Origin of the sequence: Metabacillus sp. FJAT-52054, assembly GCF_037201815.1 — a bacterium.
Lineage (GTDB): Bacteria > Bacillota > Bacilli > Bacillales > Bacillaceae > Metabacillus_B > Metabacillus_B sediminis.
The window spans coordinates 3,174,197-3,186,183 of record NZ_CP147407.1 but is presented as its reverse complement, the minus strand read 5'-3'; the positions used below and the strand labels follow the sequence as shown (position 1 = coordinate 3,186,183).

The 11,987-nt window shown below is 41.1% G+C and carries 13 protein-coding genes; 10 read left to right on the top strand and 3 right to left on the bottom strand.

All coding sequences use genetic code 11. From position 1 onward, the window contains the following. Positions 1-39 precede the first annotated feature (39 nt). Positions 40-1,179, bottom strand: a complete 1,140-nt coding sequence (locus tag WCV65_RS16585) for a fused response regulator/phosphatase (protein WP_035412223.1) — start codon at positions 1,177-1,179, stop codon at positions 40-42. 105 nt (positions 1,180-1,284) lie between these two features. Here WCV65_RS16585 and WCV65_RS16580 point away from each other — a divergent pair, with 105 nt between their 5' ends. From WCV65_RS16580 to WCV65_RS16550, 7 genes are all read left to right on the top strand, one after another. After that, a complete protein-coding gene (locus WCV65_RS16580) occupies positions 1,285-1,689 on the top strand; it encodes a hypothetical protein (protein WP_338777970.1) in 405 nt (134 codons plus the stop codon). A 305-nt stretch (positions 1,690-1,994) separates the two neighbouring features. Continuing rightward, positions 1,995-2,870 (top strand): SMP-30/gluconolactonase/LRE family protein, encoded by an 876-nt coding sequence (locus WCV65_RS16575; RefSeq protein WP_338777968.1) that lies wholly within the window; start codon positions 1,995-1,997, stop codon positions 2,868-2,870. Between the two features lie 97 nt (positions 2,871-2,967). Next, positions 2,968-3,729 carry a sugar phosphate isomerase/epimerase gene (locus WCV65_RS16570; protein WP_338777966.1) on the top strand — a complete coding sequence of 254 codons (762 nt, stop codon included), beginning with the start codon at positions 2,968-2,970 and terminating at the stop codon, positions 3,727-3,729. Between the two features lie 194 nt (positions 3,730-3,923). Then, the gene (locus WCV65_RS16565) at positions 3,924-4,292 is read left to right on the top strand and encodes a GntR family transcriptional regulator (RefSeq protein ID WP_035412212.1); all 369 of its coding nucleotides are present in this window, start codon (positions 3,924-3,926) and stop codon (positions 4,290-4,292) included. A 14-nt stretch (positions 4,293-4,306) separates the two neighbouring features. Next, positions 4,307-4,996, top strand: coding sequence for an ABC transporter ATP-binding protein (locus tag WCV65_RS16560; protein ID WP_338777964.1), 690 nt, complete (start codon positions 4,307-4,309; stop codon positions 4,994-4,996). Further along, on the top strand, positions 4,993-5,820 hold the full coding sequence (locus WCV65_RS16555; RefSeq protein ID WP_035412206.1) for a hypothetical protein: 828 nt from the start codon (positions 4,993-4,995) through the stop codon (positions 5,818-5,820). Before WCV65_RS16560 ends, WCV65_RS16555 begins: the two co-directional genes overlap by 4 nt. A 12-nt stretch (positions 5,821-5,832) precedes the next feature. Further along, complete coding sequence (locus tag WCV65_RS16550) at positions 5,833-6,999, top strand: hypothetical protein (RefSeq protein WP_035412203.1); 1,167 nt, start codon at positions 5,833-5,835, stop codon at positions 6,997-6,999. Positions 7,000-7,039: 40 nt separating this feature from the next. Here the strand turns inward: WCV65_RS16550 and WCV65_RS16545 are convergent, their stop codons facing one another. Further along, positions 7,040-7,882: an STAS domain-containing protein gene (locus WCV65_RS16545; RefSeq protein WP_035412201.1), complete on the bottom strand. Its 843-nt coding sequence runs from the start codon at positions 7,880-7,882 to the stop codon at positions 7,040-7,042. Between the two features lie 347 nt (positions 7,883-8,229). On the opposite strand from WCV65_RS16545, the gene WCV65_RS16540 reads away from it, so the two are divergent. The 3 genes from WCV65_RS16540 (at position 8,230) to WCV65_RS16530 (ending at position 11,372) form a co-directional block, all read left to right on the top strand. After that, positions 8,230-8,997 carry an SDR family oxidoreductase gene (locus WCV65_RS16540; protein ID WP_035412199.1) on the top strand — a complete coding sequence of 256 codons (768 nt, stop codon included), beginning with the start codon at positions 8,230-8,232 and terminating at the stop codon, positions 8,995-8,997. Positions 8,998-9,063: 66 nt separating this feature from the next. After that, positions 9,064-10,539 carry a methyl-accepting chemotaxis protein gene (locus WCV65_RS16535; protein WP_035412196.1) on the top strand — a complete coding sequence of 492 codons (1,476 nt, stop codon included), beginning with the start codon at positions 9,064-9,066 and terminating at the stop codon, positions 10,537-10,539. Positions 10,540-10,877: 338 nt separating this feature from the next. Beyond that, the gene (locus WCV65_RS16530) at positions 10,878-11,372 is read left to right on the top strand and encodes an STAS domain-containing protein (protein ID WP_338777957.1); all 495 of its coding nucleotides are present in this window, start codon (positions 10,878-10,880) and stop codon (positions 11,370-11,372) included. Here WCV65_RS16530 and WCV65_RS16525 read toward each other — a convergent pair. Next, on the bottom strand, positions 11,369-11,944 hold the full coding sequence (locus WCV65_RS16525) for a CBO0543 family protein (protein WP_338777955.1): 576 nt from the start codon (positions 11,942-11,944) through the stop codon (positions 11,369-11,371). The two genes, WCV65_RS16530 and WCV65_RS16525, sit on opposite strands and share 4 nt — an antisense overlap. Between the last annotated feature and the right edge of the window lie 43 nt (positions 11,945-11,987).

Sequence of the window (11,987 nt, the reverse complement as noted above, 5' to 3'; positions counted from 1 at the left end):
CGATCGTATTCCGGATCGGGTATTTCTTTTTTATATGGGTTATTTGTTCCCTTGAATCATCAGAAGGCACATATCATCTTTCTGAGGAGCGTCCTGTTCCTGGAAGCCGAGCAGATGGATTGGCGAGATGGCAGCACCTGACCATTTTTGACCTGCGATGTATTTAAGCTTCTCAAGCATGGTATTTTCATCTTCCCCATGATTTTCGTAAACACCGTCTGTAAACAGGAGAAGCTGAACGTTATCCGTGTAAGATAGTACTGTACTGCTAATGCTGATTTCCTCGAAAAATCCAACCGCACAGCAGCCTTTATCAAGATCAACCAGTTCGTTATCAAGCAAAGCATACCCAGGAGGATGACCTGCATTTACATATTCCACTGTTTTTGCTTCTGTATCAATCACCAGATAAATCGCCGTGAAATAATAATTATGCTCCTTCGTCTGATTTGATAAAAGTGCCATATACCGGTTCAGCTCTTCGATAACGAGAACAGGGTCGGCCAGCTGTTTAATCGAATCTCTTAACACAGAAGAGATATACATGCAAATTAGGGAAGAGGAAATACCATGACCCATCATATCAAGGAGAATAACGCCGTATTTATTCTCACTGAACCTGTGCCAATAGTACATATCTCCAGCCAATTTATTCGATGGCAAATGGGAAACATGGATGCGAATATTCTCTTCATTGAGCGGGGGATTCAATAAACTCTTTTGAATTTGCATAGCAAGATCAAGTTCATGAGAAAGTTTCTGCTCCTGCTCGGCATGCCAGTCCTTTTCCTGTTTAAGGCGAAGGGCCACTCTAATCCTTGCCAGAAGCTCTACTTTATTGATAGGTTTTGTAATGTAATCATGCCCTCCAACATCAAGCGCCTCTGCAAGTTTATTCGAGTCTTCCAGAGCAGTAACGAAGATTATTGGTATTTCACGCAAATGTTCGACCTGCTGAATTCTTCTGCACGTCTCAATTCCGTCAATTTCAGGCATCATAATATCGAGCAGGATCAAATCAGCTTCCGGCTTAGCGGCAGCTGGTGATTCCATTTTTAAATAGTCAAATAGAGCTTGAGCAGAGGAAAGAGACACATTATCCTCATAGCCTGCATTTTTCAGGATTTTTTCTACAACAAATAGATTAACTGGATGGTCATCAACAATTAGAATTTTCATTACCGGCTCCATACTTAGAATTTAATACTATTATTATACTACTAGATGATGGAAAGCGGGAGATTTGGTGTTGGACTGGCGGGAAAATCGTCTGCAGAACTAAACATGCCGGCTGAAAAACGGTCCAACGCGGCTGGAAAGAGGGCGGTTCCGGCTGGGAAAATTGGTTTGGCTGGAAAGAGCCGTGGAGCGGCTGGAAATCAGAAGGAAACGGCTGGAAACCGGCCCAGCCCGGCTGATAAAAGTACGGTTCCGGCTGGAAAAATTAGTTTGACCGGAAAGAGCCGTGGAGCGGCTGGAAAGCGGAAAGAAACGGCTGGAAACCGGCCCAGCCCGGCTGATAAAAGCGACGTTCCGGCTGGAAAAATTAGTTTGGCCGGAAAGAGCCGTGGAGGGGCTGGAAAGCGGAAAGAAACGGCTGGAAACCGGCCCAGCCCGGCTGATAAAAGCGACGTACCGGCTGGAAAAATTAGTTTGGCCGGAAAGAGCCGTGGAGCGGCCGGAAAGTAGAAGGAAACGGCTGGAAACCGGCCCAACCCGGCTGATAAAAGCACGGTTCCGGCTGGAAAAATTAGTTTGGCTGGAAAGCGCCTGAGACCGGCCGGAAAGAGGAAGAGAACGGCAGGAAAACGACCCGAACCCGCTGGAAAGAGTACGGTTCCGGCTGGAAAAAGCAGTTTGGCTGGAAAGCGCCTGAGACTGGCCGGGATCTCTGGTTTTGTTCCCATCAAAAAAACAACTATGAATAGAAAGCATAATTCTCCCCCAAATAGGGAATGAAGAAGTAGTATTATAATTGATTAGGAGGAGATTAGATGAATCAGGCGGAACTGGTTTATGATGCAAAAGCGATTTTAGCTGAAGGCCCTGTTTGGGATGACAGGGAGGGCTTGTTATACTGGATCGATATTCATGGAAAAGCCATACATATTTTCAATCCTGACACAAAAAAAGACCGTCTAATTGATACTGGAGAAAAGATTGGTGCGATTTCTCTATCTGAAAAAGGCGATTTGATTGCCGCCTTGGAGAATGGATTTTACCGGATTGATAGTAAAACGGGTAAAAAGACATTTCTTACTGATCCGGAAAGCGATAAGCCGGATAATCGATTCAATGACGGAAAATGTGATCCGACGGGGAGATTTCTTGCGGGCACGATGCAGAAAGAGGGCCAGGGTACTACGGGGGCTTTGTACAGTATGGATGAGAATCAAAAGGTCCGGAAGCTGATTAATGAAGCAGGCATTTCAAATGGTCTTGCATGGAATGAGAGCGGGGACACTTTTTATTATATTGATACTCCTACACAAAAGGTTGCTGCGTTTGATTATGATTTGAATTCAGGGAGCTTATCGAATAAACGGATAGTGATTGAAATACCCGAGGATGAGGGCCATCCGGACGGAATGACAATCGATGCTGAAGGAAATCTATGGATTGCACATTTTAATGGATCACGTGTTTCCAGATGGAATCCAAATACGGGAGAAAAGCTTGAAGAGGTAAAGCTTCCGGTGTCACAGGTTACATGTTGTACATTCGGAGGGGATCAGCTTGATGTGTTGTACATTACAACCGGCCGTGAGAATCTGGAGGATGCTGCATTGGCTGAACAGCCGCTTGCAGGTGCCATTTTTCAATATAAAACCAATGCGAATGGAAAAAAGGCTTTTCGTTATAAAGGATAAACGACAGAATCCGGCTCAGGCCGGTTCTTTTTTTTCTTATTCCTTTTGAAAATCATGATAAAATAAGAATGTGAGATTAATAGGGGAGGGTTTATTTATGAGTCAATTGCCGATTTCTGTTCAGATGTATACATTAACAGATGAATGTGAAAAGGATTTTTTGAAAACGCTTAACAAGGTGGCTGAAATTGGTTTTGACGGTGTGGAGTTTGCCGGGTATTACGGAGTTAATCCTGCTGAGTTGCGAAAAAACCTGGATGAGCTTAATCTGCGGGCTTCTGGAAGCCATTTCGTTCTTAAGGAGCTTGAAGAGAATTTAGAGAAACACATTGAGGCTCAGCATATATTAGGGAGTAAGCATCTGATTATTGCCTATCCTTATGACCGGATGGAGAAGGAAGCTGAATATCATGAGCTTGCCCAAAAGCTGAATGTAATGGGACAAAAAATACATGAAGCCGGACTTACGCTAAGCTATCATCATCATGAATTTGAATTGCTCACATTTGGGGATAAAACGGGTTTGGACATTTTAATGGACGAAACGAATCCGGAATGGGTACAAACAGAACTAGATGTATATTGGCTTACACATGCCGGAAAGAATCCCGCCGAATGGATTCAGAAGTACAGCAATCGCTTATCGCTCGTACATATGAAGGATATGGAAGCAAGTGAAGACAAAGCCTTCGCCGAGCTGGGTACAGGAGTAATCGATTTGCAGGCCGTTGTGCAAAAGGCTGCGGCAGCAAAAGCTGAATGGCTTGTAGTTGAACAGGATGTGTGCAAAAGGCCTCCGCTTGAAAGCATTTCAATCAGCTATCAGTATTTAAATGATCTCAAGGTTAAAGGGGTTTAATAATCCGCGACACTGGAGTTCTTAGCTGAATATATGAGTGAATAAGAGCATGATTACACAAAAGAAGCTGTTTCTATACAGCTTCTTTCTTTTTTGGAAAAAATTGATTGACGGGATAGGTGTATTACATATATAGTACAAATATAAAGTGTGTGAACCAAGTAGTACACACAGTTTGAGTGTGGAGGTGTATGATGAGCACGATTTTTAATAATAGAGACCCTGTTTACCTTCAGGTGGTCCGCTACTTCAAAGAGCAAATCGCCACCGGAAAGCTAAAGGCAGGGCAGGAAATTCCGTCCAGGAGGGAGATTGCAGGAATGCTGAGTATTAACCCCAATACGGCGCAAAAAGCGTACAAGGAAATGGAAGAGCAGCAATTGATTTTTACAGAGAGAAATGTTCCAAGTAAAGTAACAACCGATACCTCCATTTTAAATCGCGTACGGGAGGAACTGATTATGGAGGCGGTTGATTCGTTTATCCAATCCATAAAACCAATACAGGTTCCTGTAGAGGAGCTTGTCCAAATTATTCATGAGAAATACAGTCAGACCGAATAGCAGGGGGGATCAAAATGATTGAAGTAAAAGGGATAATAAAGAAATTCGGATTTAAAACGGTACTGGATGAAGTAACATTTGAAGCCGCCAAGGGTGAGATTACTTGTTTAATAGGGATTAATGGGGCAGGAAAGACAACGGCACTAAAAGCCATCATGGGGCTTACTCCCGTCCAGTCCGGTAATATTCTGATTGATGGAGAAAAGCTGAATAAAAAAACGCTGGAGAAAATTACGTACATACCGGATACGCCGATCATGCAGCCCGGAATGACAATCCAGCAGTTCATGGAATTTATGGAGGATTTTTATCCGAACTGGAACCGGGAACGGGCATTTGAGCTTCTTCATTTCTTTAAATTGAATAAAGGGGACAAAATTTCATGCCTTTCAAAAGGAAATGCAGCGAAAGCAAGCTTGCTTATGGGCTTGTCGCTTGATACCGACTATCTCCTGATGGATGAGCCTTTTTCAGGAATTGATATTTTCAGCAGGGAACAGATCACCAATGTATTCACAAGCCATTTGATTGAGGGGCGGGGCGTCATTATTACCACCCATGAAATTCAGGACATTGAGCATCTGATTGATCGGGTGGTTCTTCTTGAAAATGGGAGAGTCTGCAAACAATTTAATGCAGAGGATATGAGAATCTCAGAAGGCAAATCTGTAATTGATGTGATGAGAGAGGTGTATAACGCATGAATCGCTTTTTAAAGCTTGTGAACTTCGAGGTAAATCGGTTTGCGAAAATCTATTTTGGACTGATTATTCTAACCATTCTCGGACAAATGATCGCGGTGTTCATGGAATCAAATAACCTGGTCCGGCATGCAACTGAATACATGGGAAAACAAAGAATTAGTGCTGAACAATACGTTTCGACCATGCAGCCGCTGAGTTTCTCATCCATTGTAAACAGTTTGTTCTATATGGGACCTATACTCCTCTCAATATGCGCGCTATTATTTTACGTTTTTTTTATCTGGTACAGAGATTGGTTTGCCAACAATGCATTTATGTACAGGCTGCTGATGATTCCGGTTTCCAGAATGAATATTTACTTTGCTAAAACCGCGGCGATTCTCTTAATGATCTTTGGTCTGGTGGCACTTCAACTTCTGTTATTACCATTCGAATTTTCCATTTATCAATCCATTGTTCCGCAGGATTTGAGGGGCCTTACCCCGCTTTCATACGTTATGAATTCCAACGCTGTACTCAGTATGATCGTCCCTTCCACCTTTCTGGAATTTGTTTTGTACTATGGCGCTGGAATTACACTGGTACTTGTATTAAATACGATCATCCTGTTTGAAAGAAGCTATAAATGGCTTGGTGCAGGAATTGGGATTGGATATGGTGTTCTGGCTTGCTTAGTTGCTTTAATCCCGGTGTTTTTGGCCGGAACATTGGACCAGTTATATCCAATTGAAATCATATATATCGGGATAGCCTGTGTGGGTGCAATTGCGGTTCTATCTGTCTTTATGAGCCGATTCCTGCTGGCTAAGAAGATTACGGTATAAGGAGCATATATAATGAAAAAATATTGGAAAACGATGCTGATCACCATCATCGCAGTTTTAGGAATAGGGTCCTTTTATGTCCAGTCTGCTTATACAAAAAGCCTTCTTCCTGATTTCAAGATAAAAACAGAGAGCGGAAGCAAAGACATTGGAAGCAGTATTTCTTTATTCGGCAGCTATTACATGAAGGATAATCAAGAATATACAAATGAGAGCCTCCGCATTACGGAAAAGGGATCGGAATACCACAGCCGTCTTTCGATCATCGACCAGCAGGACAGAAGATGGTTTGGTAATACAGATTTCGAGAGAATTCATAAAGATTACCGGGATTTTATGAGAGGCAATAAAGAGTTTGGAGAAATATTTGAAGACGAAAAATGGCTTGTGAGCGCTCAATTGGCTCAGGAGGAAGAGGAAAAGAGAGTGTTCACTTTTGCCATAATGGACAAAAATACAAAAAAACAAATGAAGTTTGATGCAAAGATTCCTGTACAGGATCGATCTTTGTTCTATGTAACGGATGTTCAGAGAGTAAATAATCAACTAAAGGTACTTGTCTATGGAAGTTCAGATGCAAACAGGGAAAATTACACACTATACACGTTTAATATAAAGAGCCGGGAGCTAGCTGCAGAACAGCGTTTCGGCGAGACAGAAACGAAGAATAAAGAAAACTATTATATCACCTTATTCAATGAATTGGATCCGTTAAGACAAAGCGATTACACTGCATATATTAAAAATTATTACAAGCAGGATGGTGAAGACAATCAGCTCGAGCGGAGAGAGTATTATGTAATAAACAATAAAACTGGAACAGAGGAAAAAATATCTCTGCCTTCCAGTAAGGGTGAGATTCAGGATCTGTTCCTTGAGAATTCGCACGTGTACTATACTGTTTCTGAAAATGGAAAAATGAAAGCACTCCGTTATGACATCAAGGCTGGAAAAATTGATCTGGAAAGGTTTATCCCTATTTCTAAGAAATCCTTTGAAGCCGTCGACTTTAAGGAAGGTGTTATGTACGCCGCAGGTAAGAAGAATTCAAATGAATCCTATATAAAAGCCTTCAGCATGAAAACGGGTGAAGAAGTGTATTCAGGGAAGATCGTAAATCGTTCAGTAAAAGCAAATATGACTCTAGACATTCATTCAATTTCTATACCAAGAAACTAAGAGGCAACGCCCTGAAAAGAACAGCAAAAAAGGACATCCATTAGATGTCCTTTTTTGCTGAAACGATCGCTTGAGATAAAGTGGAGCGGATATTGGTTTTCTCAAAAGAAAGCCCAAGCTGCATAGCTGTCATGGCAATTTCAGGACGGATGCCTGAGATTGTAGTCTTAACGCCTATTAAATTTAGGGTATCAATGAGCTGGAAAATTTGCTGAGCGACCATCGTATCAATGATCACAACACCTGATAAATCGATAAAAAGATGTTCAACACCCTTTTGTGAGCATTGTTCCAGCGTATTTTCAAGAATAATTTTAGCCCTTGCTGTATCAATATCCCCTACAAGCGGCAAAAGAGCATCTTTATTGGCGAGGCTAATAACAGGAGAACTAAGCTCGTAAATCATTTCCTGCTGTGCTTTAAGCAGCTGTTTTGAATTGTTCTCGGCTTCCTCTACAAATTTTAAAACGGCAATATCAAAGACTTCCAGCACTTTGTTCATCCAATCATTAGCCAGTTCGCGCGAAACATCATCACGGTGCTCATGAATAAATGCGTTGATCAGTTTGATATACTGCTTGCGGACTCTTTTAAATTCTCTAATAACCAAGTAATTAGGCGTTCTAAGATGGGCTCCGTCCTTTGCAATTTGATGAACCCATTCGTAGAATTTAACTAAGAATGTTTCTTTATCCTCTATAAATATATCAGGTGCATGCATATGGAATTCCAAATTTTGTGCTTTTAATCCCTTAATCACTTCAGGGTCTTTAGAACCATAAACAGTAGAAGGATCATAATTTTCCAGCGTACTGTACCAGTCCTCAGTAAGATTATTAGCATGCTGGCGGAAGTAGTCGCGCAGCGCCTGATTCATATCCATAAATTTCACCCCTAAATAATAAACTCTATTCATTAGTTTACCAGAAAAAAGAAAGAGTTTGTGATATGGGGAAAAATAATAGGGGAAACAGTTGGATAGCGAGAAATGCAAACCGTGCTTTTTTTAGGACCGACCGTCCTAATCGAAAGGAATATCCAGACTGATGGTTTTTTAGTAAAACACTTTATTGATTTACCGTGGCTTAACTAGCTCTGAAAGACCATTCCAGCAGCCGCCAAGAAATAAAGGTTAATACCCTGCGATACTATTTTCTTCATTTCTCTTCATAAATTCAGGAAATAGCCGATTTATATAAATGTAGCAGTAATCAGAGGAGGCCCACAAAAATGAGATTAAAGGATAAAGTAAGTGTTGTAACAGGCGGAGCAGAAGGAATCGGCAGAGAAACAGCGATAAGACTTGCAAAAGAGGGCTCAAAAGTAATTGTTTCTGATTTTAATGAAGAACTAGGAGAGCTTACAGTTCGCGATATTCAAGAAAGCGGCGGAGAAGCGCGCTTTTTCAAAGCAGATGTAACAAGCTTTGAACAAGTAGAAGCACTTGTAGAATTCACGGTACAGACGTTCGGGAATATTCATGTAATGTTCAATAATGCGGGAATCGGAATTACAAAACCATTTTTAGATCATTCACCTGAGGATTATCATAAGGTTGTAAATGTGAATCAGCATGGTGTTTATTATGGAATGCTTGCGGCAGCCCGGAAAATGAAGGATCTGGGTACGGAAGGCGTGATTATTAACAATGCTTCTGTGTTCGGATTTGTCGGAACACTTGGAATTACGGGCTATCAGGCTGCAAAAGGTGCGGTTGTTATGCTGACAAAGCATGGTGCACTTGAACTCGCCCCTCATGGAATCCGAGTAGTAGGAATTGGCCCTGCAGCGGTTAATACAAAAATTGTTCAGGGGTACAGAGATGCTGGATTGCTTGAATATATGAAGAAGCAGCAGCTTACCAGAAAGCTGATTGAGCCTGAAGAAATTGCTGCTGTAACAGCTTTTCTGGCAACAGATGAAGCTCGCTCACTTAATGGATCTATCGTAATGGCGGATGATGGATTTGCAAGTTTTAAATCAGATATCAGGCCTTAACTTACACCAGGCGGCAGTAGGGCTGCCGCTTGTCTTTTAAATTATTCGGGTAAAAGGGGTATTCACATGCAAAATGTTCAGCAGATGATTGAAGCGGACATCAAAAAGAAAAATGTATTAATGTACACAGCTTTCTCCATATCACTTGTTCTTGCTCTATTAAAATCGATTGGAACGAAAGAAACAGAAACGATCATCCTCTTTGCAGCAGAACTTATCCTATTTACAGCTGTTTTCTTCCTATTCCAAAAGATCCTCAAAAAATATCTTCTTTTTCCTTATGCAAGTGTGGTTCTGGTAAACGTGTTTACGATCACGGGAATATTTGTTGCTGGAGGAGGATGGACTGTAGTAGTTGTCACCTTCTTTTTGGCGATTTTTGCAGTTGTACATTTCCAAAAACTGATTTTCGCGATTGGATTTACACTTGGTTTAGTTACCATTATTCTTGCAGGCATGTATAGTGCGAAGGAATTGGCCTCGATTCAGACGAACATCGCCACAGTTATTCTTGCCTATGTACTGTCAGGTCTGATTTTGTCTGTACTCATCCATTTAAATAGGCAACAGTCGGAACATGTTCGTCAGCTTGTTATTGAAACAGAAGCGAAAGCGGCAGAAGAGAGCAGTCAAGCGGCTCAGCTTCATGACAGTATGAAACATATTCTTGAAAGTGTTTCCGTTGCAAGCGAACGCATTCAAAGCAACCTTAGAGCTCAGAGTGATATGAAGGCAGGGATCAATGAAATGGCTGCTGGAAGCTATCAGCAGACAGAGCAAATTTCAAATATTTCTCAAAACACCTCTGTTTCCCATGAAATGATGATGAAGCTGAGCAATCAAATGAAAGAGCTTTTAGAGGAAGCGGAACAAACGCGGAAAATAACTGGGGAAGGAGAAAGCAAGGTTTCCCATTTTACTCAGGATGTTACGGAGATTAAAGTGACGATTTCGGACCTTAACCAATCGTTTCATGAGCTGAGTGAAAAGGTAAAAGAAACCAACACTTTCTCCAACAGCATTAAACAAATTTCGGAACAAACCAATCTTTTGGCTTTGAATGCATCCATTGAAGCTGCACGGGCGGGCGAAGCTGGAAAAGGATTTTCAGTCGTTGCAGAAGAAATCCGCAAGCTTGCTGAAATGACAAACAAAACAGCTGAAAGTATAACAGCCAATTTAATGCAAGTTAACCAAGATAATTCACTTACCCTGAAAAAAATGGAGGAAAGCGAAAGGAAAATTGTAAAGGTTTTAGACTCATCTGAAGATGTTGGTAAATATTTTGAAACGCTGAAGAGAATGATCCAGAAAATGAATGAAGATTTTCTTCATACAGAAAAAGTGTACAGCAAAGTGGTTGACAGCAGCTCAGAAGTAGAAAAATCAACAGCAGAGCTTGCTGCGATTATTGAAGAGTCGAGTGCAGGACTCGAAGAAATGAATGCTTCTGTCGAAACGCTCACCGCTGATAATGAAATGATTTCTGGCTTAATGATTCAGACCTCAGGCAAAGCGAAAGAAATTATGAGTGTGCGTTAAATTTAATTGTTTTCATACGGTATGTGTGGATTGTAAATACTGCAGGGCTCCTTGCAAGCGCAGTGCATCAGGAAGGCTAAAGGTTTGAGCACCCCTGAAAGAATATCCGTGTCATCTGCCGTTGAATTAAAATAGCCAATTACTAAAAGGAGCCTGCAGAAGGCTCCTTTTTACTCGTGAAAAAAAATGCTAGAATTATTACAATGTAATGTCTCTTTCGCAGGAGGCTAATGAGTAGTTTAATTCCATTTTTAAGAATGCTGTGCAGAATTTGCAGCATGGGATGGCTCCTGCTGAGTATAAAGATGGGTTTAAAATAAATGAAAGTCAGGTGAAATATGAAAGGTGAAGAAAGTGAATTAGAGGAATTACGAGCTGAAATTAGAGCGCTGAACCAGAAGGTAACGGACTGCGAGCAGTTAATAAAGGATTTATCTGCCCCCATTATCCCTTCTATTGTACCTGAGACCATTCTGATTCCATTTACGGGAAGGCTGGATGCGGATCGTTTCGAGCTGATGATCACGAAGATTACCGAGTACACTTTTTCTGCAAATGTGAGTACTGCGGTCATTGATTTTACTGCTATATCCAAAAAGGAGATAGGGGAAATTTCTATTTTTGGGAGATACATTGAAAATCTGACTTCAACTTTAAAACTCATGGGTGTACAAGTACTGTTTGTTGGCTTTAACCCTGCTATTACACAAATTCTTGCAGAGTCCGGTATGGCTTTTGTGAAGGAGTTGAACACTTTCTCATCCTTCCGCACAGCTTTGCAATATTTAATGAAGGAAAAAGGCATGGTTTTTCAGAAAATTAATGAGAGTTAAATGTTTTCAGTTGTTTTCTTTAAATGAATAAACACGTTTGTAATCCATTTTGCAATTAGTGCAACACTGAAATAGCCGATAAACAAAGTTAAATAGCTTGCTCCGCGATTCAGCTGAAAAAGCTCAGCAGCAACCATGATTGGTTTAAAGATAAAGGACATGAATGCACTGTACAAAGCCATATAGAGATAATAGTTTTTCTTATGTTTCAGCACCCATTGATAAATGAGCATGTAAGAGACGGGAGCCAAAGAAACGTCCAGCGCAAAACTCACAGGGAGAAAAGGGATCAGCTTGTAGGGAAATAACCAATAACCCTGGCTGGCACCAAATGCGTCAATATAGACATACCAGACATGGGTACTATATCCGTAAAAACCAAGAAAAAAGGCCTTTTTCCTGTCTATAGCAAAATAAAGAAGAATGAGCGGGAGAATCAGGAAGCCGATATTCAGCCAAAACTGCCAGGTATGAAAGGATGAATAAGTGAGCCAGTAATGGAGCCATGCTTTTGTATGCTCCAGCTGGAGTGATTGGATTGTATCTAAGAGTTCCTTCTGATGATTTCCCATATTCTCCTCCATGATTTTAATTGATAAAGTTAGTTTTACGGTC

Bases quoted from the DNA above. Each gene is read 5' to 3' on its own strand.
- WCV65_RS16585 (WP_035412223.1), bottom strand. From the start codon at position 1,179: ATGAAAATTCTAATTGTTGATGACCATCCAGTTAATCTATTTGTTGTA.
- WCV65_RS16580 (WP_338777970.1), top strand. From the start codon at position 1,285: ATGCCGGCTGAAAAACGGTCCAACGCGGCTGGAAAGAGGGCGGTTCCG.
- WCV65_RS16575 (WP_338777968.1), top strand. From the start codon at position 1,995: ATGAATCAGGCGGAACTGGTTTATGATGCAAAAGCGATTTTAGCTGAA.
- WCV65_RS16570 (WP_338777966.1), top strand. From the start codon at position 2,968: ATGAGTCAATTGCCGATTTCTGTTCAGATGTATACATTAACAGATGAA.
- WCV65_RS16565 (WP_035412212.1), top strand. From the start codon at position 3,924: ATGAGCACGATTTTTAATAATAGAGACCCTGTTTACCTTCAGGTGGTC.
- WCV65_RS16560 (WP_338777964.1), top strand. From the start codon at position 4,307: ATGATTGAAGTAAAAGGGATAATAAAGAAATTCGGATTTAAAACGGTA.
- WCV65_RS16555 (WP_035412206.1), top strand. From the start codon at position 4,993: ATGAATCGCTTTTTAAAGCTTGTGAACTTCGAGGTAAATCGGTTTGCG.
- WCV65_RS16550 (WP_035412203.1), top strand. From the start codon at position 5,833: ATGAAAAAATATTGGAAAACGATGCTGATCACCATCATCGCAGTTTTA.
- WCV65_RS16545 (WP_035412201.1), bottom strand. From the start codon at position 7,882: ATGGATATGAATCAGGCGCTGCGCGACTACTTCCGCCAGCATGCTAAT.
- WCV65_RS16540 (WP_035412199.1), top strand. From the start codon at position 8,230: ATGAGATTAAAGGATAAAGTAAGTGTTGTAACAGGCGGAGCAGAAGGA.
- WCV65_RS16535 (WP_035412196.1), top strand. From the start codon at position 9,064: ATGCAAAATGTTCAGCAGATGATTGAAGCGGACATCAAAAAGAAAAAT.
- WCV65_RS16530 (WP_338777957.1), top strand. From the start codon at position 10,878: ATGAAAGGTGAAGAAAGTGAATTAGAGGAATTACGAGCTGAAATTAGA.
- WCV65_RS16525 (WP_338777955.1), bottom strand. From the start codon at position 11,944: ATGGGAAATCATCAGAAGGAACTCTTAGATACAATCCAATCACTCCAG.